Source organism: Singulisphaera photorubra (assembly GCF_045290345.1).
Taxonomy (GTDB): domain Bacteria; phylum Planctomycetota; class Planctomycetia; order Isosphaerales; family Isosphaeraceae; genus Singulisphaera.
In genome coordinates, this window is record NZ_CP155447.1 from 6,995,969 (window position 1) to 7,019,683 (window position 23,715).

Annotated in this window: 20 protein-coding genes and 4 pseudogenes; 15 read left to right on the top strand and 9 right to left on the bottom strand. The window is 60.5% G+C overall.

Translation table 11 applies throughout. From position 1 onward, the window contains the following. Nucleotides 1–128 precede the first annotated feature (128 nt). The 6 genes from V5E97_RS26260 to tnpB (V5E97_RS26285) all read left to right on the top strand — a co-directional run bounded on the left by V5E97_RS26260 (nucleotide 129) and on the right by tnpB (V5E97_RS26285) (nucleotide 4,673). Nucleotides 129–728 (top strand): DUF4149 domain-containing protein, encoded by a 600-nt coding sequence (locus tag V5E97_RS26260; RefSeq protein ID WP_406694545.1) that lies wholly within the window; start codon nucleotides 129–131, stop codon nucleotides 726–728. A 149-nt stretch (nucleotides 729–877) separates the two neighbouring features. Beyond that, the gene (locus V5E97_RS26265; protein ID WP_406694546.1) at nucleotides 878–1,951 is read left to right on the top strand and encodes a DHH family phosphoesterase; all 1,074 of its coding nucleotides are present in this window, start codon (nucleotides 878–880) and stop codon (nucleotides 1,949–1,951) included. A gap of 157 nt (nucleotides 1,952–2,108) precedes the next feature. Continuing rightward, nucleotides 2,109–2,840 carry a lipoyl(octanoyl) transferase LipB gene (gene lipB / locus V5E97_RS26270; RefSeq protein WP_406694547.1) on the top strand — a complete coding sequence of 244 codons (732 nt, stop codon included), beginning with the start codon at nucleotides 2,109–2,111 and terminating at the stop codon, nucleotides 2,838–2,840. Then, nucleotides 2,818–3,762 carry a lipoyl synthase gene (gene lipA / locus V5E97_RS26275; RefSeq protein ID WP_406694548.1) on the top strand — a complete coding sequence of 315 codons (945 nt, stop codon included), beginning with the start codon at nucleotides 2,818–2,820 and terminating at the stop codon, nucleotides 3,760–3,762. The genes lipB and lipA overlap by 23 nt, the downstream gene beginning before the upstream one ends. A gap of 210 nt (nucleotides 3,763–3,972) precedes the next feature. Then, nucleotides 3,973–4,311 (top strand): IS66 family insertion sequence element accessory protein TnpA, encoded by a 339-nt coding sequence (gene tnpA, locus V5E97_RS26280; RefSeq protein WP_406694549.1) that lies wholly within the window; start codon nucleotides 3,973–3,975, stop codon nucleotides 4,309–4,311. After that, the gene (tnpB, locus tag V5E97_RS26285; RefSeq protein ID WP_406694550.1) at nucleotides 4,305–4,673 is read left to right on the top strand and encodes an IS66 family insertion sequence element accessory protein TnpB; all 369 of its coding nucleotides are present in this window, start codon (nucleotides 4,305–4,307) and stop codon (nucleotides 4,671–4,673) included. The genes tnpA (V5E97_RS26280) and tnpB (V5E97_RS26285) overlap by 7 nt, the downstream gene beginning before the upstream one ends. Before the next feature lie 54 nt (nucleotides 4,674–4,727). Here the strand turns inward: tnpB (V5E97_RS26285) and V5E97_RS26290 are convergent, their stop codons facing one another. After that, the gene (locus tag V5E97_RS26290) at nucleotides 4,728–4,895 is read right to left on the bottom strand and encodes a hypothetical protein (protein WP_406694551.1); all 168 of its coding nucleotides are present in this window, start codon (nucleotides 4,893–4,895) and stop codon (nucleotides 4,728–4,730) included. On the opposite strand from V5E97_RS26290, the pseudogene V5E97_RS26295 reads away from it, so the two are divergent. The 3 genes and pseudogenes from V5E97_RS26295 to V5E97_RS26305 form a co-directional block, all read left to right on the top strand. Continuing rightward, nucleotides 4,833–5,045, top strand: a pseudogene (locus V5E97_RS26295) (IS66 family transposase); the annotation flags it as partial. The gene V5E97_RS26290 and the pseudogene V5E97_RS26295 overlap by 63 nt on opposite strands. A gap of 10 nt (nucleotides 5,046–5,055) precedes the next feature. Continuing rightward, nucleotides 5,056–6,411: an IS66 family transposase gene (gene tnpC / locus V5E97_RS26300; protein ID WP_406694552.1), complete on the top strand. Its 1,356-nt coding sequence runs from the start codon at nucleotides 5,056–5,058 to the stop codon at nucleotides 6,409–6,411. Between the two features lie 1,056 nt (nucleotides 6,412–7,467). Next, nucleotides 7,468–7,920 (top strand): hypothetical protein, encoded by a 453-nt coding sequence (locus V5E97_RS26305; protein ID WP_406694553.1) that lies wholly within the window; start codon nucleotides 7,468–7,470, stop codon nucleotides 7,918–7,920. Nucleotides 7,921–7,999: 79 nt separating this feature from the next. On the opposite strand, the gene V5E97_RS26310 is transcribed toward V5E97_RS26305, so the two are convergent. The 8 genes and pseudogenes from V5E97_RS26310 to tnpA (V5E97_RS26345) form a co-directional block, all read right to left on the bottom strand. After that, a complete protein-coding gene (locus tag V5E97_RS26310; protein ID WP_406694554.1) occupies nucleotides 8,000–8,872 on the bottom strand; it encodes a pirin family protein in 873 nt (290 codons plus the stop codon). A gap of 283 nt (nucleotides 8,873–9,155) precedes the next feature. Then, nucleotides 9,156–9,359, bottom strand: coding sequence for a transposase domain-containing protein (locus tag V5E97_RS26315; protein WP_406694555.1), 204 nt, complete (start codon nucleotides 9,357–9,359; stop codon nucleotides 9,156–9,158). After that, complete coding sequence (locus V5E97_RS26320) at nucleotides 9,338–9,505, bottom strand: IS66 family transposase (RefSeq protein ID WP_406694556.1); 168 nt, start codon at nucleotides 9,503–9,505, stop codon at nucleotides 9,338–9,340. The genes V5E97_RS26315 and V5E97_RS26320 overlap by 22 nt, the downstream gene beginning before the upstream one ends. Before the next feature lie 144 nt (nucleotides 9,506–9,649). Then, nucleotides 9,650–10,093 carry an IS66 family transposase gene (locus V5E97_RS26325; RefSeq protein WP_406701217.1) on the bottom strand — a complete coding sequence of 148 codons (444 nt, stop codon included), beginning with the start codon at nucleotides 10,091–10,093 and terminating at the stop codon, nucleotides 9,650–9,652. After that, nucleotides 9,994–10,332, bottom strand: a pseudogene (locus V5E97_RS26330) (transposase); the annotation flags it as partial. The pseudogene V5E97_RS26330 and the gene V5E97_RS26325, both read right to left, overlap by 100 nt. Nucleotides 10,333–10,342: 10 nt before the next feature. Further along, nucleotides 10,343–10,807, bottom strand: a pseudogene (locus V5E97_RS26335) (IS66 family transposase); the annotation flags it as partial. Nucleotides 10,808–10,879: 72 nt separating this feature from the next. Beyond that, a complete protein-coding gene (tnpB, locus tag V5E97_RS26340) occupies nucleotides 10,880–11,245 on the bottom strand; it encodes an IS66 family insertion sequence element accessory protein TnpB (RefSeq protein ID WP_406694557.1) in 366 nt (121 codons plus the stop codon). A 24-nt stretch (nucleotides 11,246–11,269) separates the two neighbouring features. After that, complete coding sequence (tnpA, locus tag V5E97_RS26345; RefSeq protein WP_406694558.1) at nucleotides 11,270–11,575, bottom strand: IS66 family insertion sequence element accessory protein TnpA; 306 nt, start codon at nucleotides 11,573–11,575, stop codon at nucleotides 11,270–11,272. Nucleotides 11,576–11,696: 121 nt separating this feature from the next. On the opposite strand from tnpA (V5E97_RS26345), the gene V5E97_RS26350 reads away from it, so the two are divergent. From V5E97_RS26350 to V5E97_RS26375, 6 genes and pseudogenes are all read left to right on the top strand, one after another. Further along, on the top strand, nucleotides 11,697–15,359 hold the full coding sequence (locus V5E97_RS26350; protein WP_406694559.1) for an RHS repeat domain-containing protein: 3,663 nt from the start codon (nucleotides 11,697–11,699) through the stop codon (nucleotides 15,357–15,359). A 2-nt stretch (nucleotides 15,360–15,361) separates the two neighbouring features. After that, nucleotides 15,362–18,079: an RHS repeat-associated core domain-containing protein gene (locus V5E97_RS26355; RefSeq protein ID WP_406694560.1), complete on the top strand. Its 2,718-nt coding sequence runs from the start codon at nucleotides 15,362–15,364 to the stop codon at nucleotides 18,077–18,079. A gap of 24 nt (nucleotides 18,080–18,103) precedes the next feature. Continuing rightward, a pseudogene (locus V5E97_RS26360) lies at nucleotides 18,104–19,217 on the top strand (IS3 family transposase). Between the two features lie 540 nt (nucleotides 19,218–19,757). Then, nucleotides 19,758–19,925: a hypothetical protein gene (locus V5E97_RS26365; protein WP_406694561.1), complete on the top strand. Its 168-nt coding sequence runs from the start codon at nucleotides 19,758–19,760 to the stop codon at nucleotides 19,923–19,925. A 603-nt stretch (nucleotides 19,926–20,528) separates the two neighbouring features. Further along, complete coding sequence (locus V5E97_RS26370; RefSeq protein ID WP_406694562.1) at nucleotides 20,529–21,365, top strand: tetratricopeptide repeat protein; 837 nt, start codon at nucleotides 20,529–20,531, stop codon at nucleotides 21,363–21,365. 847 nt (nucleotides 21,366–22,212) lie between these two features. After that, nucleotides 22,213–23,619, top strand: coding sequence for a tetratricopeptide repeat protein (locus V5E97_RS26375; protein ID WP_406694563.1), 1,407 nt, complete (start codon nucleotides 22,213–22,215; stop codon nucleotides 23,617–23,619). The last annotated feature ends 96 nt before the right edge of the window (nucleotides 23,620–23,715 follow it).

Here is a 23,715-nt window from a genome sequence, read left to right on the forward strand (position 1 = left end):
GTCGAGGGGGTGGCCGGACCGGCACTGATCCCTTATGCTCGGGGAGATCAGGGTCGATGACGCCCGACCAGGGCATGCGCCTCGAACCGCTGCTCACCCTCTTTTAGTAACAGAGTGAAGGCGCCGCCGTGAACGCGCGATTTCTCCTGGCGGTTTTCGACTCGGTATACGTGCTTGCATTGACAGCCTGGGTGGGAAGCCTCCTGTTCTTCTCCTTCGGCGTCGTCCCGGTCATTTTTCAGGTTCTCAGCCCCGAGGCAGGGACCAAGCTCGTCCGGTCCCTTTTCCCGCGGTCCTACACCTGGGGCGCGATCGCCGGCGCGATCGCACTGCCCGCGTACCTCGGTGTGCCTTTGAGCTTTCAGGAGTTCCGCGGGCCGATCGTCGCGGTGCAGTCGCTGATGATTGTGGCCGGAACGCTTCTCATGCTGTACGCAGCCAACTCCTTGACCCCAGCGATCCACGCCGCACTCGACGCCGGCCCCGAGGGAAAGGCGCGGTTCGACCGCCTGCAACGGCGTTCGATGCGGATCAACCTCGTTGCGCTCGCGCTGGGGATCATTCTCCTGATCGCACTCGTCAATCGTCCAGAGCCCAAGACGGCCGGCATCGTAGAGCCCACTCCGCAAGAGCGGGCTCGCTCGGACTATGAGCAGATGCGGGCCCGCGAGGAGGCGAGTCGAACACGGCGGGCGCCTCGGCCCGCCTCGGAACACGAATTGCACTGAGCTTGGGAGTGAAGCGGCCGTTCGCGAGTCGGTCTGGCGGTAGCAACGCTGCTTGTCGTAAACTTGGACTCTTGCCTTATCTGGTTGGCGAATGTGGCTATTCTGCCCGCCGCCGAGGAGGCGACGATCCAATCGAGGGTGCGACCGCAATGACGGCCGAAACCGACTCGGGAGCGACCCTGACTCGCCAATATCGCTCGGAACGATTGCTGAGGACGCTCGCCCCCTTTCCGAAGGTCGTCGTGGTGTCGCACGTCAATCCCGACCCTGATGCCCTGGCAAGCATGCTCGGGCTTCGGGCCCTGATCAACCATGCGCAGCCGGGCAAGCCGGTCATCATGACCGTGGACGGGATGATCGCCCGCGCCGAGAACCGGACGATGGCCGAGAGCGTACCGATCCCTTTGGTCCGCGTCTCTGAAGTCGAGATTGACTCCGAGACCGCCGTGATCATGGTCGACACCCAGCCGCATACCGGCCGAAGAGCGAGCGAGGCTGCAATGCCCCAGGTGGTGATCGATCACCACGAGACGGGGGGCGTGCTCACGGGCGTGCTCTTCCGCGACCTCAGGCCCAACCTGGGCGCGACCAGCACGATGGTTACGGGATACTTGCTCGAGCAGAACGTGACCATCTCCCCGCGGATTGCGACGGCCCTGCTCTACGGCATCGAGTCGGAGGTGGCGGGCTATCCGCGCGAAGCAGGCCCTCTCGACGACGGGGCCACCGTCTGGCTTTACCCCCGAGCCGACAAGGACTTACTCGCCAAGATCCGCAACCCGAAGCTTCCCCAAAGCCACTTCGCGACCTTCCAGCACGCCCTAGCAAACGCCTTCCTCTACCGCGACGTGGTGGTGAGCTGGTGCGGCGAGGTCACCCAGCCCGACATCATCGCCGAGCTGGCCGACTTCTTCGTGAGGTTCGACCAGGTGAACTGGGCGATCGCGATCGGCCATTTCGAGTCGATGCTCAAAATGTCGGTCCGCGTCAGTCTGCTCGGGGGCCATTCGGGAGAAGTCCTCCGCGAAGTGGTCGAGGGCCTGGGCACGGCGGGGGGGCACGACAAACGCGCGGGGGGGGCGATCATCCTGCCCGACTCCCGACCGGAAACCATCGACGCGATGCTCAAGACGATCCGCCACCGGCTTCTGACTCGCCTTGGGATCGACGAACAACAGGGCCGTCGCCTGCTGAAGGCCAGCCCGGTAATTCAGGCTCCTTGAAGTTCGCCGCGCTCGCCCGAGAGGCTGCGGCCTGCCTCCGCGGGCCGTGATCGACCTTGCCCGGCGGCTCGTCGTCGCGGTACATTGATGAGGTGGTTGGGACGTCGAAATGATCCTGGATGCATCGGGATTTTCACGGCCGGGGGATTGTGGCGAGATGAAGCATTCCCCCCAGGTTCCGTCGCTCGAAGTCTTCATGCTGGGTTTGGTGGATTTCGAGGAGGTCCAGCAACTGCAACGGCGCCTCGTCTACGAGCAAGGAGAGCGCGGAGGCGCTTCGCTCCTGCTCTGCGAGCACCCGCCGACGATCAGCGTCGGCCGGTCCGGGAGCCGGGCCCATCTCGTGCCTGACGATCAAGGGCTGCGCTCCCTCGGCATCAAGGTCCATTGGGTCAATCGGGGGGGCGGTTGTATTTTCCACCTTCCCGGCCAACTGGCCGCCTACATCGTCCTTCCCCTGGAACCGTTGGGGCTCAACCTGAGCCGCTATATTGATGGGCTCAACGCCACGTTGCTCGACGTCTTGCAAGAGTTCGAGCTCCGCGGCCGGATTCATCCGGGGGTCGACGGGGTCTTCATCGATCATTCCCGGGTCGGCACGGTGGGGGTCGCGGTCAACCGCTGGATCGCCTACCACGGCATGACCCTGAACGTGGGGGCGTTTCTCGAACCCTTCGACCTGATCGACGAACCTGGTTTCGGCCCCTACCCGCTCCGTCAAACATCCATGGAGTCGAGACGACAACGTCCGGCCCCGATGCCGAAAGTCCGCGAGGCCCTGATTCGCCACTTCGAGACTCGCTTCGGACTCGAGCGGCATCACATCTATACGCACCATCCCTTGGTCCGCCAGAAGGTTCGTTCCCATGTCTACGCTGAAAGCTCCTGACGAGCGTACCGCCCTGCCGATTCTGCCCGTCCTGGCGGCCGGTGCGGAGCTCGCCGAGGAGCCCACGTCGGCTCCTCGACGCCGCCTGCCCGAGTGGCTCAAGCGGCCGATCCCGGCGGCGGGGGGAACTTACTTCACCAAAGACCTGGTCGGCGAGCTCGGCCTCGAGACGATCTGCGAAAGCGCCCGCTGTCCGAATCGGTCCGAGTGCTGGACCCGGCGCACCGCGACCTTCATGGTTCTGGGCGAGGTCTGCACCCGCCCTTGCGGCTTCTGCGCAGTGCCGCGCGGCCGGCCCGAACCGGTCGCTCTCGACGAGCCCGACCGCCTGGCCGAGGCCTGCGCACGGCTCGGCCTGAAACACGTCGTCATCACCTCGGTCACCCGCGACGACCTGCCTGACGGCGGTGCCGATCACTTTCGCCGCTGCATCCTGGCGGTCCGCGAACGCACAGGCGCGACGATCGAGGTCCTCGTCCCCGACTTCGACGGCCGGACCGACTCGATCGATACGGTCCTCTCGGCCACCCCCGAGGTGTTCAACCACAACCTCGAGACGGTCGCCCGGCTCCAGCAGCACGTCAGGCGCAAAAGCCAGTACGCCGTCAGCCTCAAGGTGCTCGACCACGCCCGGCGCTCGCGCCCCGACATTCGAACCAAGAGCGGCCTGATGCTCGGCCTGGGCGAAACGACCGAAGAGCTCTTCGAAACGTTGGCCGACCTCCGCGCGGTCGGTTGCGACTTCCTCACCATGGGCCAGTACCTGCAACCCTCTCCGCGCCACCTGCCCGTCCTCCGCTACCTGCCCCCCGCGGAATTCGACGAACTCGGTCGCCTGGCCCGAACCCTCGGCTTCGCGGAAGTCGCCAGCGGCCCGTTCGTGCGGTCCAGCTACCACGCCGACGAGATGGCGAAAATGTGACCGAGGGGATGCGTCTGGGCCGTTCAATCGAAAAACCTCTTGATGCCGGCATTCCTTTTGATCCAAATACAAAAGGCGGCCATTCGCAGCCTGGGATGACCTCAAGGCAGTGGGTGACCGCATCATTGCCACGCCAAATCGGTGTGCGTCCGGTGAACCCCTTCTTGCGGCCCATGCTACGATCGGTGCATGGCCGAAAGGGGGTGAACTATGGGCCGAGTGGCAGGATCGAGAAACGGGCGGGAGCCGTACTGGCGGCTGGTTCTGGCCCGGTGGAAGCGGAGTGGACTGTCGGTCCGGGCGTTCTGCCTGGCCGAGGGCGTGAGTGCGCCGTCGTTTTATTGGTGGCGGCGGGAACTCCAGCGGCGCGACCAGCCCAAGCCCGCGTTTCTTCCTGTGCATGTGCTCGCCGACAAGGCGGAGTCGCCCGCCGGGAGCATCGAGGTCGTGCTGGCCAATGGACGCTGCTTGCGGGTCGGGGCCGGGTTCGACCCTCAGACCCTCGTGCAAGTCGTTGAACTGCTCGAAGCCGGAGAACGGTCATGGTGAGCTTGTCTCCAACCGTCCGGATCTGGCTCGCGGCGCAGCCGGTCGATCTGCGAAAATCGTTCGACAGTTTGGCGGCCCTGGTCCGCGACGGGCTCCAGGGCGATCCGCTCTCGGGAGACATCTTCGTCTTCCGCAACCGGGCCGCCGATCGCATCAAGCTCCTGATTTGGGAGGAGGACGGGTACGCAATCTGGTACAAGCGATTGGAAGCCGGCACCTTTCGCTTTCCGCCGTCTCCGGAGGCTCAGCCCCGCGTCGAGGTCCGCGCCGCGGACCTCGTCATGCTCCTCGAAGGGATCGACCTCTCGAGCGTGAAACGCGGCAAACGCTATCACCGACCCGTCCCCAGAGCCACGGTGTGAGTCCCCGGCCGGCCGCCGCGTTTTTCCAAAGAATCATCGAATAATATAAGAACCTCATGCGTCTAAAAGTGCATGAGCGAAGACGCCCGCCCCATCACCTTTGAAACCCCTGCCGATCCCACGGCGACGTTGCCCAGTGATCCTGCCTTCCTCCAGCAGATGATCATCGAACTGCTCGCCGCCCTTCGCGAAACACGGCGTCAGAACGAGGAATTGCAACATCGCCTCGACCTCCTTTTGCGGCGGCTCTACGGCCCACGCACCGAACGCTTCGACCCCAATCAACCGCTGCTTATCCCCGACGCCTTCGAACCGCTGGCCCCGGAACCCGAACCCTCGGTCACCGGCGACGCGGTCGCACCCGAGCCCGAGCCCGAGCCGGGTGCGGCCCCCGCGAAGAAGAATCGATCTCACGGCCGCAGGCCCTTTGCCCAAGAACCTCCGCCGCGAGCCTCGGGTCTACGAATTGACCGAAGCCGAACGCCGCTGTCCGCAATGCGGCGAGACCCGAGCCCAGATCAGCGCAGAACGCAGCGAGCAACTCGACTATGTGCCGGCGACCTTGTTCGTGGTCGAGCACGTGCGCTGCACTTACGCCTGCCCGCACTGCGAAGGTCAAGTCGTCACCGCCGGCAAGCCAGCCCAGCCGATCCCCAAGGGTTTGCCTGGACCGGGACTACTAGCTCATGTGATCACGGAAAAGTATGCCGATCATATTCCACTCCATCGCCAGGAACGCCGCCTGGCCCGGCAAGGGGTGGAGCTGTCACGCTCAACCCTCTGCGACTGGATGGCCGGCGCCGCCCAAAGTCTCGAGCCGCTCTACGACCTGATGAAGACATTGGTCCTGTTGTGCGGCACGATTCACACCGACGACACGTCGGTGAAGCTGCGGGACTCGGAGCGAAAGATCAAGGCCTTGGCCCGGCTCTGGATCTACTTCGGCGATCATCTTTATCCTTACAATGTTTTTGATTTCACGAGGAGCCATAAGCGAGACGGTCCGAGTCTGTTTCTCAAGGGTTTTCGCGGTTATTTGCAGGCTGATGCCTTCAGCGGCTACGACGGCATCTACGCGGGCGGCAACGTCGTGGAGGTGGGTTGCAACGCCCACGCCCGCCGCAAGTTCGTCGAGGCGCAGAAGACGGACCTAACGAGAGCGAGTACGGCCCTGGCCTACTACCGCCAGCTCTACGCGATCGAGAAGCAGATCAAAGCAGAGCTCGCCAAGCTGCCTGAGGACGCCAACGAGCCGACACGGGCCGCGATTCGGCTACGGGTGCGCCAGGAGCGGGCGGTGCCAGTTTGGGAGAGCCTCGAGAAGTGGCTGAAGGAGGAGCGACCGCAGGTGCTCCCCAAGAGTCCGATGGGAGGGGCGATCGGTTACATGAAGAACCACTGGGAGGCGTTGAAACGGTACACCAGTTCGGGCTACCTGTCGATCGATAACAACGTAGCCGAGCAACATATGAAGACAATCGCGACTGGACGAAAAAACTGGCTTTTCACTGGGAGTGAGACCGGCGGGAAGACCATGGCCGTGCTGTTCAGCGTAGTGTCGAGTTGCCAGCGTCACGGTCATGACCCGTTCGTCTACCTGCGCGACGTGCTATCCCGATTGCCGGTGCTTCCCAAAGAGAATCTGGCCGACCTTCTCCCTGACCGTTGGTCGCCTCCCCAAGCCGCCGATCCTGCGGCGACCCCAGAGGGTCCCATCGCCGACGGTTCCCCGAGCTGACAACGGCTCCCGCCGGCACTCGAAACGCGGCGCGCTCCCACCGCGGTGTTCGGGCCAGGCTCGACACGGGTTCGAGCGCGCGTCGCGTCTGTTGACGCCGGATCATGACACCGCGCAGGGTTTCGACCGACGGTCACCAAAGTGGCCGAGGCCCCTCGGCCAGTTGCGAAGGGGGACGTGGTCCGCCGGACGCACACACAGCACCGCGAGACGACCGGGGGGGAAGTCTTTGGTCAAGGACGAATAAAACGGCGAAAGCAAACCGTTCGGCCGGCTCAGTGTGAGTGATGAATACCGATGGCCGCTTTCATTGGAAAATGTGATTAAGTAAACCACGCCTGAAAGCTATATCGGAGGAGGCCAATATGAATCGTCGCTCCGTCGTTCGCAAGGGAAAAATTACACAATGGTACAAGCAAGGCATTGGCCAAATCTTTAAATGCCCACAGTAGCAGTAGTTGCGGCGAGCTAAATTTGTCTGAAATTGCGTTTCTTTTAGCTTGTTGTCTGACGTGAACCATGTGGTATGCTGAGGAGCTTATGCGATACGTAGTCAACGTACGGAGGGGCCACTGGTCGCGGGGCATCCGCCGATGAAGGCAAGTCGTGGAAGGGTGGCCTTGTCATCGACGTACGAAATGGCGTGTCCTCTCCCGGCGGCATTCAGTCGTCCGATAGCAACATCGTGGTTTCCCTCGACCACAACCGTGCCAAAGATTGGGGAATTCCGATGACGAGGTTCACTGAGGATGATGGGCTCGCCGGCTAGAGCGGTTCACCCTTGAGTTCCACACAGTTGGGGTGGCCCAATGGGGATATGACCGGTAAGCGCGTGCGCAATTCGTCGGTAGACCGCTGTAGTTCGGCCGCGGATCGTTGATAGAATTCGCCAAGGCGACCATGCCGCGGCTCATGCCATGGGATTGCGGACAGCCTGACGCCATTAACCGGGAATCGGTGATCCGCAGCCCAGGCGGGGATGAGGGCAGGACGTTGGGTTGCGTTCCCGTTAACCTCTCAGACCAGAGCTTGTCGGATTTAGGAAGGTACTATCGCATGCGGTATACGATTGATGACTTGAAGATCATCGATCCCGTGGAACACGTGCGTTCGCACCCCGAAATGTATCTCCCCCAAGGGACTCTGGATGGGAGCATGCTGGCGTCACGGATTGTTGGAGATGTTTTGATGCTCTCGGATGGCTGGGCTTATGCCCTTCATGCCGGAGACTGGTGGATTGTGGCAAGCGAGATCGATTGGATTCAAAGAATCCTGGGGTCAGAATGGAAGGATTATTTCCAGAAGATCGTTCCGTTTCCCGAGGCCGGTCAAAACGCGATGCACTCGGGGGTTCTGTTAATCGCCTTCGCTCAGGATCTGATGACGTTTGACGAAGTCTCCACCCATGTCATTCGCGGAGAGGCCGATCCGTCAGAACTCGAGGTCAAGGTGCGCGAGGCCCCCCAGGGTTGGAAGCGGGCGATCGCGTTCAGGCTACCAGTGACTTGATGCGGATCACTGGGACGCTGATTCGTGGAGCCTCGGCCCCTTGTCGTGTCTGCCGGATTCCCGATTTCGGCCCGCGGGCTTACGACGGGGCGACAAGGTGTCCCATTTTGCCGCTTCGGTAGTCGCTGATCGCTTGGTGAATCTCGGCCTGTGTGTTCATCACGAACGGTCCGTGGCTGGCGACCGGCTCGTCGATCGGCTCCCCGCTCAGGACCAGGAGGGTGGAATCCTCTTCCTGCGTTTCGACGGTGATCGAGCCCTCTTCGCGATCGAACACTGCGAGTTCGGCCTGGCCGATCGGCTCCGTCTCATTCAGGAGCGACTTTCCCTTCAGGACCAGGAATAGAGTTGTGGACCCTGCCGGGAAGTTCAACTCGATGCGATGGCCTGGCTTGAGGCGGAGGTCCCAGACGTTGAGCGGCGTGAAGGTTGCGGCAGGTCCCTTGGTCCCGCGGAGTTCACCGGCGATCACTCGCGCGGTCCCCGCTCCGTCGAGATCAACGACCGGGATCTGCTGGCTGAGGAGCTCCTGGTAGCGGGGTGGGGACATCTTGTCCTTCGCCGGTAAGTTTACCCACAATTGCACCATTTCCAGGACGCCGCCCCGCTTGGCAAACGCCTGCTCGTGCCACTCCTCATGCACGACTCCGGACGCGGCCGTCATCCACTGCACGTCGCCAGGGCCGATCTTACCGTGGTTCCCGGCCGAGTCGTGGTGTTCGAGCTCGCCCTGGTACACGATCGTCACCGTCTCGAATCCGCGGTGCGGGTGCTCGCCCACCCCGCGAGGCTCGTCCGAAGGTGCAAACTCGGCCGGACCGGCGTAGTCGAGCATCAGGAATGGGCTGATCCATTGGCCGAGGGACTGGTGCGAAAAGAGAGTGCGCACGGGGAACCCGTTACCAACCCAGTGGATGGTCGCATCGCGCTTGACGGCCACAAGTGTTTTCATGATGGCCACGGTCCCAAGGGGTGGATGAAATCAGACACGCCGGTCGCACGAGGAGATCGCCAGAGATCCTGGATCGAGCGATTTGGGTGTGCGTCCGGCGGACCACGTCCCCCTTCGCAACTGGCCGAGGGGCCTCGGCCACTTTGGTGACCGTCGGTCGAAACCCTGCGCGGTGTCATGATCCGGCGTCAACAGACGCGACGCGCGCTCGAACCCGTGTCGAGCCTGGCCCGAACACCGCGGTGGGAGCGCGCCGCGTTTCGAGTGCCGGCGGGAGCCGTTGTCAGCTCGGGGAACCGTCGGCGATGGGACCCTCTGGGGTCGCCGCAGGATCGGCGGCTTGGGGAGGCGACCAACGGTCAGGGAGAAGGTCGGCCAGATTCTCTTTGGGAAGCACCGGCAATCGGGATAGCACGTCGCGCAGGTAGACGAACGGGTCATGACCGTGACGCTGGCAACTCGACACTACGCTGAACAGCACGGCCATGGTCTTCCCGCCGGTCTCACTCCCAGTGAAAAGCCAGTTTTTCGTCCAGTCGCGATTGTCTTCATATGTTGCTCGGCTACGTTGTTATCGATCGACAGGTAGCCCGAACTGGTGTACCGTTTCAACGCCTCCCAGTGGTTCTTCATGTAACCGATCGCCCTCCCATCGGACTCTTGGGAGCACCTGCGGTCGCTCCTCCTTCAGCCACTCTCGAGGCTCTCCCAAACTGGCACCGCCCGCTCCTGCGCACCTGTAGCCGAATCGCGGCCCGTGTCGGCTCGTTGGCGTCCTCAGGCAGCTTGGCGAGCTCTGCTTGATCTGCTTCTCGATCGCGTAGAGCTGGCGGTAGTAGGCCAGGGCCGTACTCGCCTCGTTAGGTCCGTCTTCTGCGCCTCGACGAACTTGCGGCGGGCGTGGGCGTTGCAACCCACCTCCACGACGTTGCCGCCCGCGTAGATGCCGTCGTAGCCGCTGAAGGCATCAGCCTGCAAATAACCGCGAAAACCCTTGAGAAACAGACTCGGACCGTCTCGCTTATGGCTCCTCGTGAAATCAAAACATTGTAAGGATAAAGATGATCGCCGAAGTAGATCCAGAGCCGGGCCAAGGCCTTGATCTTTCGCTCCGAGTCCTGCAGCTTCACCGACGTGTCGTCGGTGTGAATCGTGCCGCACAACAGGACCAATGTCTTCATCAGGTCGTAGAGCGGCTCGAGACTTTGGGCGGCCGGCCATCCAGTCGCAGAGGGTTGAGCGTGACAGCTCCACCCTTGCCGGGCCAGGCGGCGTTCCTGGCGATGGAGTGGAATATGATCGGCATACTTTTCCGTGATCACATGAGCTAGTAGTCCCGGTCCAGGCAAACCCTTGGGGATCGGCTGGGCTGGCTTGCCGGCGGTGACGACTTGACCTTCGCAGTGCGGGCAGGCGTAAGTGCAGCGCGTGCTCGACCACGAACAAGGTCGCCGGCACATAGTCGAGTTGCTCGCTGCGTTCTGCGCTGATCTGGGCTCGGGTCTCGCCGCATTGCGGACAGCGGCGTTCGGCTTCGGTCAATTCGTAGACCCGAGGCTCGCGGCGGAGGTTCTTGGGCAAGGGCCTGCGGCCGTGAGATCGATTCTTCTTCGCGGGGGCCGCACCCGGCTCGGGCTCGGGCTCGGGTGCGACCGCGTCGCCGGTGACCGAGGGTTCGGGTTCCGGGGCCAGCGGTTCGAAGGCGTCGGGGATAAGCAGCGGTTGATTGGGGTCGAAGCGTTCGGTGCGTGGGCCGTAGAGCCGCCGCAAAAGGAGGTCGAGGCGATGTTGCAATTCCTCGTTCTGACGCCGTGTTTCGCGAAGGGCGGCGAGCAGTTCGATGATCATCTGCTGGAGGAAGGCAGGATCACTGGGCAACGTCGCCGTGGGATCGGCAGGGGTTTCAAAGGTGATGGGGCGGGCGTCTTCGCTCATGCACTTTTAGACGCATGAGGTTCTTATATTATTCGATGATTCTTTGGAAAAACGCGGCGGCCGGCCGGGGACTCACACCGTGGCTCTGGGGACGGGTCGGTGATAGCGTTTGCCGCGTTTCACGCTCGAGAGGTCGATCCCTTCGAGGAGCATGACGAGGTCCGCGGCGCGGACCTCGACGCGGGGCTGAGCCTCCGGAGACGGCGGAAAGCGAAAGGTGCCGGCTTCCAATCGCTTGTACCAGATTGCGTACCCGTCCTCCTCCCAAATCAGGAGCTTGATGCGATCGGCGGCCCGGTTGCGGAAGACGAAGATGTCTCCCGAGCGGATCGCCCTGGAGCCCGTCGCGGACCAGGGCCGCCAAACTGTCGAACGATTTTCGCAGATCGACCGGCTGCGCGCGAGCCAGATCCGGACGGTTGGAGACAAGCTCACCATGACCGTTCTCCGGCTTCGAGCAGTTCAACGACTTGCACGAGGGTCTGAGGTCGAACCCGGCCCCGACCCGCAAGCAGCGTCCATTGGCCAGCACGACCTCGATGCTCCCGGCGGGCGACTCCGCCTTGTCGGCGAGCACATGCACAGGAAGAAACGCGGGCTTGGGCTGGTCGCGCGCTGGAGTTCCCGCCGCCACCAATAAAACGACGGCGCACTCACGCCCTCGGCCAGGCAGAACGCCCGGACCGACAGTCCACTCCGCTTCCACCGGGCCAGAACCAGCCGCCAGTACGGCTCCCGCCCGTTTCTCGATCCTGCCACTCGGCCCATAGTTCACCCCCTTTCGGCCATGCACCGATCGTAGCATGGGCCGCAAGAAGGGGTTCACCGGACGCACACGTGCTGTTGCGCGCCGCGTCACCTGGCCGGTCAATGATCCGAGGACTACACCATGAGCGGTCGTCGCCGAAAGCCCTATAGTGGCACTGTAGAAACGCTCGAAGCCCGAATCGTGCTGGGATATTTCTCGAGCGATCCTATCGACGAGACTTCCCTGCCCCCTGGTCCTACTTGTTGCCCCGGCAGCCCGATGTATGCGCCCCAGCCCAACTCGGGCCCTGGGCGATCGTCTGCGACTGAAAAACCGGTGCGCAATTTCGACGGCACCGCAGTAATTTTCACAGCAGATCTTCAGGCGAGTGCATCTCCATTTGGCCTACCCTGGGGCCATACCCGGACATGGAGCGGGCTGAACAATTCCGGCCCCAACGGCAATGGATGGGCCATCAGCGAGCTACCTTACGTCGTGATTGGCGGAGGCACGAACGGGACGTCCCACCCCGGCGATCCCCCCGGCGGTGGCGTCATGCCAGGCACGGACTACGACGATCGGCTCTCGGTCATCGCGGGTGGCACGACCACGTACACATTCTCGATTCCCAGCACCGGTCCGTATACCTCATATGCTCCGTGGGGCGCAGAACTGAGCAAGCTGGAATTTATCCCCAATCCCTCACCGGCACTCCGCTTGACCGATCCCCATGGGAACATCACAGAGTTCTACGACGTCCGCCGTGACACGAATGACAAGCCCGTCGCTGGCTCAATGGCGGAAGATCTGCCTCAGAAGTACGGTCGATTCAAAAGCTATACCTCGGCCAACGGCACGACCAAGAGCACGGCGAGCTACGATGTCAACGGCTATCTGACAAGCGTCACGTTCAACGACACCGCCACCGGCGACGCGGGACGGCTGAGTTATGCCTACACGTCCGTGACCAACGACCTGGTCGCCGCCGCAGCGGGAGCCACGGCCCAGCTTTTGGCGAGCGTCACACTCGAGCGACCCGACGGATTAAGCGGCTGGATTGCCGTACAGCGTGCCCAGTACACCTACTACACGGGCCGGGTCTCCGACGGATTGGGAGGGTGGCTGAACGACCCTGACGGCCGACTCGGCGACCTGAAGTTAGCTCAGATCGATAATGCTTCCGGCTCGGGCGGATCGATTACCTGGCATGGGGTCGACACCAAGTACTATCGCTATTACAAGTTCACCGGCGAATCGAACTACGTCACGTCGAAAGGGCCGACGAACGCCTCCGCTACGACCGGCGGCCCAAACCCAATCCAGCCGGCTTACGGTTCCTACAATCCTATCTCGCCTGATCCCTTAGACATGCTCGTCTTCAGCGGGCTAAAAACCGTGGTTGAGGGGGCGGAGTACGCCCGGATGGCCGCGGCCATACCCGGCTATCAAACCGCGTCGGACTCATCCCTGAAGCCTTACGTGAACCATTACTTCAAGTATGAACGCTGGGCCGACCACGTCGGCGCCGACGGAAACCCGACCTGGTACGGTTCAGATTATTGGAACTGGAATATCAACTATCACTGGAGAACGGGCTACCGACTGGGGACACGATACCGTGTTACTGAAGAGATCGCGCAGGGGGCTGGATGCTCCAGTTGCACGGGTGGCCAAGGCACCTACAAGTATGAGTACGCAGGCAATAATGACCCGACCGGCATCAGCTATCACTCGATCGAGTACAACACGTGGCGCATGAAGACCACGGAGTACATACCGGGAAATAGCGTGGCATGGGGCGACCACGATCGTCGAGTCAATTACACGAACGAGTTTGGCCAAACCCTCCTGAGCGTTTTCGTCGATGTCGAGGAGCCAAGTTTGCCAGTGACCGGGAGTTTCCGGTTCCCTGGCGATCCAAACTACTGGCTTACTGTGCCCAACCACTCCTTCAGCATTGGTGATCGCCTCGCGATCACCGGGATACTACCGCAACTCTTCAACGGCGTGTTCACCGTCGCGGAGGTCATCGGAGACGATATCCGCTTTTGGCTGCCGCCTACCTACTACGGAACTTTCACCAATGGGGACGCGCCTGAACCCTGGATTAATCAAACCGTAAATGGAACATTGAATTCCACGACTGTCACACGTGTCGCCGGTGAATGGGCGACCTATTTCCGCTATGACAATCAGGGCCGTTTGATTATGCAGGCCGAACCGTCGGCCGTCGACGGCTACGAAGACGTCTACCTCGACCTGTTACATGAGGCCAGTGGCAACTTCGAGTTCCTTGATAACAACAGCGGGCTCATCCAGACATTCGAGTACTACACGAGTACTACGGCGACTGGCACCGTGGCAGGTGGGGTTGACGGGCTGATCCGCGCAATCTATGTGCAGCAAGGAGAACTCGGCACGCCGATCGTCCAGGGGGTTACGACCTATTACGCCCGGACCACGAGCGGGGCGACGGTCCATCAAATCGCCACCGAAACCGTCTTTGGCCTGGACTATGGGACCGCGCTGGACTTCTCCGATCGTGAGCCGCACACGACCAGCTATACTTACACCTGGTTCTCAGGCACGAATCAGGTCGAGTCGACGGTCGTCAGCCTCCCTGTCATTTCGTCGGGCCAGAACGGGCCAGGCACTGCTGACGTAATCTCTGTAGTCAACGATCGGTATGGTCGGCCGATCTGGACCAGGGACGGTGACGGGTTTATCAACTACACCGCCTATGACGCCCTGACGGGCGCGGTCGTCAAGTCGATTAGGGACGTTAACACGACCCAGACGAGCGACTTCACGGCCTTGCCAAGTGGCTGGGTGACGCCTGTAGGCGGTGGGCTGCACCTGATCACGCAATCCGAGGTCGACGGCCTGGGCCGCACGATCAAGGAAATCGATCCCAATAGCAACGTCACGTACATCGTCTTCAACGATGCGCAGCGCGAGTATCGGATCTACCGTGGCTGGAATGCAACGACGCACACCACCACCGGGCCGATCGAGGTCACGCGTGAGTATCGTCCGGTCGCAAGCGCCCCATCAGGTCAGCAAGCCGTCTACTACGAGGTCTTGACCACGAGCGCCACCCCCACGTTCAACCTTACCACTGGCGCCCCGACGGGTCAGGAGATCATCAACGCGAGCAACATCCAAAGCCTCCGGAGAGACATCACGAACAGCGGTGGCCAGATCATCGAGACCGATGTCTTCTTTTCCCTCGTCGGGATCACCTATGCCGTGGCCACGGCCCAGCTCGGTGTCGCAAGCAACAATAGCACAACCGGCAACTACCATGCCGATACTTATCACTACGACCAGCGTGGCCGTCTTGATCGCGTTTTGAGCCCGACCGGCACCATCACTCGCACGGTTCATGACGATCTGGGACGGGTTGTCAGCGTTTGGGTTGGCACCAACGACACCGGCGCAACCGATTTCGATCCTGATGGGACCGGCACGCCTAACAATATGGTTCAAGTCGAAGGTTACACCTACGACCACGGCGGCATCGGCGACAGCAATTTGACCAAGGTCACGCTTTATCCTGGAGGCGGGGCCAACGCCAGGGTCACAGACTACTTCTACGACTGGCGAGACCGGCTTGTCGCGACTAAATCGGGCGTGCAAGTGAGTGAGGCGACAGCCGTCAACCGCCCGATCACGTTTATGACTTTGGACAACCTCGGCCAGGTAACGGCGCACGAGGTTTTCGACGGCGATGGCGTATCCATCGCGGATTCCAACAGCGATGGTGTGCCTGATAAGCCTAGCTCATCGTTACTACGCGCTTGACAATGCACTATTACGACGACCAGGGTCGGGTCTTTTGGTCTCAGCTATACGCCGTCAACCAAAGCACAGGATCAACAAGTTCCTATGAGCACATTACTACCACTTATCATTATGATCATCGTGGAAACCTCATAAGGCAACAAGTCCCAGGGGGTCTCACGCAAGAGGTCGTCTACGACGGAGTAGGGAGGGAGGTCAAGGTCTATACCTCGGATGGGCGAGGTGGATCGTCATGGGCGAGTGCAAATACCCCCAATAATGACGCCGTTCTCCAGCAAGTCGAGTATCTGTATGACGCCAACGGCAACGTGCTTCTGACGACGACTCGCGAACGAAGCCACGACGAGTTTTGGCCCGGCTCACTCAATGATCCGGCGCAGCCACGCTCGGCACGAGTTTCGTACATTGCCAGTTACTATGATGCCCTGGATCGACCTACGGCCGTTGTCAATCTTGGCACCAATGGTGGATCGGCCTACTCATGGACTTCGTCCCTCCCCGGCCGGTCTGATACGGCATTGGTGACAAGCTATGATTATGACGACGCCGGGTGGCTTCAGACCGTCACTGACCCTCGTGGCATCGCCAGCAAGACGTTCCACGACGCGATGGGGCGGACGACCAAGACGATTGAGGCGTATACCAACGGCACCCCAACCGACACGACCAACAAGACCGTCGAGTACACCTACGACGGCAACGGGAACCTCCTCACCTTGAAGGTCGTCCTGCCGGGGGGCGGTCAGCAGACGACCGAGCACGTTTACGGAGTTGGCACGTCGGGGAGCAGCGCCCTCTCCAGTAATGACCTGGTGGGCGAGGTTTATCATCCAGACAAGAGCACCGGCGCGGCCAGTGGAACTGAGGACGAGGTCTTCACCTACAACGCCTTGGGCCAGGTCAAGACAGCGACCGACCGCAATGGAACGACCCACACCTACACCTACGACGTGCTGGGCCGTCAAATCGCCGACGCAATCACAACGCCGGGAAGCGGCATCGACCAGAGCATCTTACGCATAGAGACCACCTACGACATCGGGGGACGGCCGGTCCTACTGACGAGCTACGACGCGGCCAGCGGTGGCAATGTGGTCAACCAGGTGCTTCGCGTCTACAACTACTTCGGCCAAATCCTTACGGAGTACCAAGAGCACGGTGGGGCGGTGAATCCCGCCACGACGCCCAAAGTCCAGTACGGCTACAACGACTACTTTGATGACTTTTACAACTACAGTCGCCTTACCAGTATAACCTATCCTAACGGCCGCGTTCTCCATTTCGGCTATACTCTCGGAGTGGATAATGACATCAGCCGCATCGGCTTCCTCGCTGAGGACAACGGCTCAGGCGGGATCGGCACGCATCTTGAGAATTACCAATACCTGGGCCTGAACACGGTCGTCAGCCGCTCGCGACCCGAGCCCGGGCTGAACCTGACTTACATCAAACGGACGGGTGAGTCCAACGGAGACGCCGGTGACCAGTACACGGGCCTGGACCGCTTCGGCCGGGTCATCGATCAGCGCTGGCTCGACCCCGCCACCGGCACGGCCACCGACCGATTCCAGTATGGCTACGATCGCAATGGGAACCGCCTTTACCGCGAGAATCTACTCGACTCGGCGATGGACGAGCTTTACCACGCCAGCGGTTCCGGCAACGGCTACGACTTCCTCAATCAACTGACCGGGTTCGCCCGGGGGGCGTTGTCGGCGTCTTCCCCCGGTGGGACACTGGATACGGTATCCAGCCCGTCGCGGACCCAGGGCTGGGACTTCGACGCGTTGGGCAACTGGGAGAGCGTCTCAACCAACGGAACACCCGAGAGTCGGGACCACAACGCTCAGAACCAGGTGACCGGGGTTGGCGCTTCGACGCTGACCTACGACGCCAACGGGAACATGACGACCGATGAGACGGGGCGGAAGTTCGTCTATGACGGCTGGAATCGACTCATGGAAGTCAAGGATTCCAGCAACAATCCGCTGGTGGACTACACCTACGATGCCCTCGGCCGGCGGATCTCCGGAGACAATGGCACGGAGGTGCATCTCTATTACTCAGTCCAATGGCAGATGCTTGAGGAAAGAGTTGGCGGGCTTGCCGTTGCTCAGAACGTCTGGAGCCCGATTTACATCGACGCTTTGGTACTGCGTGATCGTGACGCGGACGGTCTTGGTGGCACATTGGAAGAACGCCTCTACGTCCAGCAGGATGCCAACTGGAATGTAATGGCGATCACGGATAGGACTGGAGCAGTGGTTGAGCGGTACATTTACGATCCGTATGGCCAAGCGAGCGTTCTGGCCGCGAACTGGACCCCGTTGGGGTCTAGCGCTTACGAATGGGTTTACCTTCACCAAGGCGGGCGTTACGATGCAGTGAGTGAGTTGTACAGCTTCCGGCATCGTGACTATTCCTCGACTCTTGGGCGCTGGACGAGTCAAGATCCAATTGGCTTCATAGGCGGTGACCTCAATCTTTATGGATACTTAGCAAACGGCCCTTCAAATAGACTTGACCCAAGCGGCCTAGAGTATGTTGTAATTCCACGGAGCCAGTGGCCCCCATTCGTGAAGTGCATCGAACGATCGGGATGGATCCAGGGACCAGATGGAACAAATTACCCAGTAGAAAGGATTCTGGAACTAGGTTCTGATTCTGCTCATAAGTATAGTGGCCCCCAGATTTCGGACCACTCGGTAAGTTATCATTGAGGGAGGTCTTACCGAGGGCGAAGCATGGGACAAATCCGCAAGCGACACTCGGCGGCGTTCAAGGCGAAGGTCGCCTTGGAAGCCGCCAAGCAGGACAAGACGATCTCCGAACTGGCCAAGCAGCACCAGATTCACCCGGTGCAGATCAGCCAGTGGAAGAAGCAACTCCTGGACGGCCTGGAGGGCCTCTTCGAGAACGGGTCGGCCGCCCGCCGGCCCGACCACGAAAGCCCAGACCGAATTGTACGAGCAGATCGGGCGGCTCCAGATGGAGCTGGCCTGGGTGAAAAAATCTGCCTTGTGAGGTCGAGGCCAAAGAGCCTTAATCGAATCCACGCATCCTCACTTGAGTGTTCGTCGCCAATGTGAGCTGCTGGGACTCAATCGGTCGAGCTTCTACTACGAGCCGGCGACGGAGACCCTCGAGAACCTGAGCCTGATGAGGCGGATCGACGAGCAATATCTCAAGACGCCGTTTACGGCAGCCGCCGCATGACGGCCTGGCTGACGAGGCAGGAGAGGAGGTCAACCGCAAACGCGTGAGCCGCCTGATGGAATTGATGGGTCTGGAGCGCTCATCCGGGCCTCGAACCACGACGCGAAACCCTGACCACAAGGTTTACCCGTACTTGCTTCGAGACCTGACGATCGAGCGACGCAATCAGGTTTGGTCCACCGACGTGACGTACCTCCGCTCAACCAGGGCTTCATGTTCCTGGCGGCGGTGATCGACTGGCACAGCCGGTTCGTGCTCTCTTGGCGGCTGTCGAATACGCTCGACGGCCGGTTCTGCCTGGAGGCGTTGGACGCGGCGTTGGAGGGAGGACGCCCCGAGATCTTCAACACCGACCAAGGCGTGCAATTCACGGCGCGGGCCTTCACCGGCCGGCTTGAGGCGGAAGGGATCGCGGTGAGCATGGACGGACGCGGGAGGGCGTTGGACAACGTGTTCGTCGAGCGGCTGTGGCGGTCTCTGAAATACGAGGACATTTATTTGAAAGCATATTGCAGTGCCAGAGAATTGAAAGCCGGCCTTGAAAGGTGGTTTGCGTTTTACAACCACGAGCGCTTGCACCAGAGCTTGGCCTATCGCACGCCCGCCGAGGTCTACCATGGTGCCGAGCCGGTCGGGCCTTGAGAGGGGAGAGCGGGGTGGAGTCCCGCGTTCGTTCCGGCCACCGATTGCATGCCGAGCCGGTCGGGCCTTGAGAGGGGAGAGCGGGGCCGAAGCATAACTTAAAAACCGGGCCGAGTGGTCTGGACATTGGGGACCACTTCAAAGACTCCAGACGGCCCCGTCCTTCCTAACCACTATGACCTTCATTACATATCGGAAGGGAAGCAGGAGAAACAACGTGTTGTCGAGCGACCTGGAACAAAGCTGGGTTATGCTCCGGTGACGACCGACGGCCAGGGCGGGACAACCGGCGACCCATCTGCCGAGGCTGATCGTTCTGGGAAATGGGGTGCAAGACAAAAGCCTCGCGGTGGGGGCGGTGGAAAGGGACGAAGCGGGCCGAGTGGAGGTGGTAGAGGGATGGGGAGGCTCCCAGGGGGGCCTCTTGGAGGAGGTACAAGACTACCAGGTGGGCCTGGTCGCGGCATACCAGGACTTCCTGGAGGCATGGGACGTGGGGGGCCTCGAATGCCCCCCGGCATGGGCAAAGGAGGTGGCGTCATGTTCTGCCTTGGAATTTTAGACGACCAATTTGGCGATCGAATCAAGGAATGGCAAAGAGACAGGCTCTGGGAATTGGAGGACATGATGAAAGAAGAGGGGGCGACTTGGTCGCCAACTAGTGGTCCAGGGCAGTTCTGGACGGATTATCCGGGTATGACATGGTGATTCCAGATCCCTTCGCCTACTCTCAGATGCCCGTTTCGTAAGTTTTTCATCAGCTCCTGTATTGCAAGCCCTTAGGAGACCCTAACTTAATGAGCGTAGCTACCCTGATTTAGGACTGCTACGCTCATTCTGTTATTGACTCTTAGCTGGCAACGATTGGAACCGGCTGGGAGTTTACGAAACGGACATCTACAGCGGTTTCCCCTCGGCTTTCGCACGGAAAAACGGGACAGGCACCGGTCCTCGCAAGCCGTTCCGAAGGTCTCAGGAGGAGCCAAGCCGGAAGCCAGGGCCAGCGCACACTTTCTCGTTGATGGAAAGAACTTTACGAAATCAGACAGAAACCCCCAAAAAGACATTGATCTCCGGCGTCAGTACGAGGCGGCGGTCGGGAAGAGTGGGAAACATCGTGCCGCCAAAGCAGCCCCCAAATCCCCAAAAACCCTCGAATCCGCCCTTGTTTCTAGAGGCCGCTCTACCGAAGTACTTTGATCCCAGCACTTAAGTATGCGCTGGCCCTGGCCCCTACACTGACCACTTTGGCACTAGAGTCGTGTTATGAGCTCATTTCGCAAAATAGAACAAATAGAGCACATTACAAGAATGATCACCGAGAACCCAATCGACGCTTGGCTGTTTTATGATCGAGGGCGGGCTTACCACGAGGCACGACAACTGAAGCTCGCGCTCCAAGATTTTAGTCAAGCGATCGAACTGGATGGCCGCGAGCCTGAGTTCTGGGTGAGCAGAGGAATCATCAATGAGCTTTTGGGGCATGTCGGTTTTGCACGCGACGATTTCAATCACGCGATCAGATTAGACCCTGGCAATGCTAGAGCTTATAATGCGAGAGGCTGGTTTTTCAAATCAAATCACAAGTATAAATCAGCAATTCGCGACTACAGTCGCGCAATAAAGATCGACCCAAGCAATCCCTATCATCGTTGCTCGCGTGGGCTTATTTTTGCCAGCCTTGGAGAGCTAGGCAAAGCGCTGAATGATTTGAACAAAGCGATCCGTCTTGAACCTGATGAACCACTATTCTATTATGAGCGTGCACGCGTGCTCTTGTTTTCAAACCCTGAGGTGCAACCCGAGAATGCCTTGCCGGACTTGGAGGAGGCGATTCGACTAAATCCCAAAGCAAAGTGGTATCGCGAAGAACGCGGCTATATCTACTTCTATTTGCATTACTGGGAAGAGGCGATTGCGGATTTTTCTTGTCTCGACTTAGATCACCAGTATCAATTATGCCCAAACGAATCACTTGAATTAGTCTCTTTATATACATTGCCATGCAATTCCAAGGAAACATCACGAGCAGTACTGACGTGGTCAAAAAGTATCTGGATTGGTATTCGGTTAAGTCTCCTGAAGGTCCATCGCAGCTCCCTTTTTGCGAAAGGAGAGACTGGCCGGTCCCGCTCGCCCGGTATCTAGTAGGAGAAATCGACGAACAGGAGTTGCTTTCAACCCCATCTCTTAACCTACCAGAACCGGATCTCAACCCTTTAGAAATCCCAAGAATCGAAGAGCGATTAAAGGAATACCACTTTGTTGTCGGCCAACTGTTCTTGTCTCGTCAAAAATGGGCCCAAGCACTTCCACATCTGAACAAGGCTCGCGACCTTCCCACCCATAATCCTATGCAGTGGATCGCAGCCCGAGATTTCAATAAGATCGAGAAGTCATACGAGTAATCAAACATCGAATTCGTTTACATGCGCACTTTCCAAATCCTCCTCAGTCACGACCACTTCTTCCCAAGCCAATCTATAGGTCCCGCCGCTAGACCGACTGGTCGTAACATCCAGACGTTGCTCTTTTCACGGCAAAAACAATATCTCTAGACAGACCGACTTTTCGTTTTTGAAAGCCAACGAAGAGAACAACATCCTCAGCAAGAATGGGGGGCATTCCTAATTTGCGACGCAGTCTGCGCGGCATGGGTAGGTTTATGCCCGTAGCACGCTTCTCCGCTCTGCGGAAGGAATTCGTAATATGCACCACACCGATTCTGCCTTGCAAAAGGAAAGTCAAACCAGAGCCTGATCAAACACTCGGGAGCGATTGATATCGGGACAAAATGGGGACATTCTTAATTCACTGCGCAGCCTGCGTGACCTAGGTAAGTTTATGCCCGTAGCCCGATTCTCCGCTTTGCGGAAGGAATCCGTGCTATGCCCCACGCCGACTCGGTCCCGAAACATAAAAGCCAACGCATGCTCAGACCAAATACTTAGGAATGAGCGATCTTTTATATAATGACTAACAATGGGGAACAAGATTGAGTGAGCTTCCCGACGGACGTCCTTTGATACTCAGCGATGGGGTTTTGACCGAGTCGGCCTCGGGAGATGGCCGACTCGTCCTTTGGCTCCCCGGCGCGAGGGCGAACGGATTCCGGCACTGGGATCGCGTGGGCACGGCGGCCGGCGCGACGGTGACCTCGAGCGAAGGTATCGCCTCCGTGGCCGCCGTCTTGACCCCGGCGCGGCAGCGAGTTGGGGTTGGAGTATCGGCCTTGCTCCGACGCCTGGTCAGGACGAAAGCCGAGCCGAGTTGGACGCTCCCCGGCGGAGGAAATTGTGAGAGATCCGGGCCGAGGCGGACTGACCTCAGGCTCGTCTGGGCCGAGGACGAGACGGGCTCGCTCGATGAGGCACGGATTAAGGGGCGATGGCCAGCCTTACATGAAATCCGGCGGATTGGCCGAGACCTCTACGTGGTGATCGGCGTCGAATCGGATCAGGCCAAGACCGAGCCGGCTCTGACCGACCTTCCACCGGTGATTCCCTCCCTCCAGATCGCCAACCATGCGTTGAGGGAAGCGCGTCAGGCCTGCAATCGTTCTCGCGAAGTCACGGCCTTGATCGACCTCGCCGTCGCCTACCTGCACAATCGCGACGCCCAGCCCGCGGCGTCGCTCCTGGAGGAAGCGATCAACGGGGCACGCCTGCTCGGTGATCGGTCTCGGGAACTCGACGCGACGATCAACCTGGCCCAGGCGGCCCTGATGCTCGGCCGACCGGAACAGGCGATCGCGATCCTCGGGCCGGCGCTCGGCTACTCCCGCGAGGCCGGCGACCACTACGCTGAGAAAGTCGCATTGGAACACCTGGGGTTCGCGCAACAAGGGCGGGGCGACCACGCCAGGGCTCTCAATCACTTCGAGCAGGCGCTGGCGATCGCCCGCGGCTTGGGGGACGCCCAGCACGAGGCCATGCTACTCTGGTATGCCGGAATCGCCCATGCCGAGCTCGGCCGACCGGACCGGGCCATCGCGCGAGGGGAAGAGGCCGTCGATCTGCTCCGCCGACTGGGGAAGCCGCAAGCCGAGCCATACGCTCAGCATCTGGCCGGCTATCGGTCGGGCAACGCCTCGACAGCGCCGGCTCTGAGCGAGGGAGGGGACTTCGATGCAAGCGTGATCTCGACCAATCTCCGGCCTCAGGCCCCGACCACGGCCGGCCCCGGCCTGCTTCGGATGGCTCTGACGGCCACGAAGGCGGCCGCGGCATTTGCCGGCTCGGGATTCAAGACGGTCCCCTTGGAAATCTACCGGGCGCGGCTGGCAACATGCACGCCCTGCGACATGTTCACGGGCGTGCGCTGTCGGGTCTGCGGCTGCATCTCCGCCGCCAAGGCTCGACTGCCCCACGAGGACTGCCCGGCCGGGAAATGGCCCTCATGAACCGCACCAACCGGTCGACTTGGAGACAACGGGGAACAACGCACTCGCGACTCGAGCCACGAGGGACAGTCGTGGCCATACACCAAAACGGGGCCA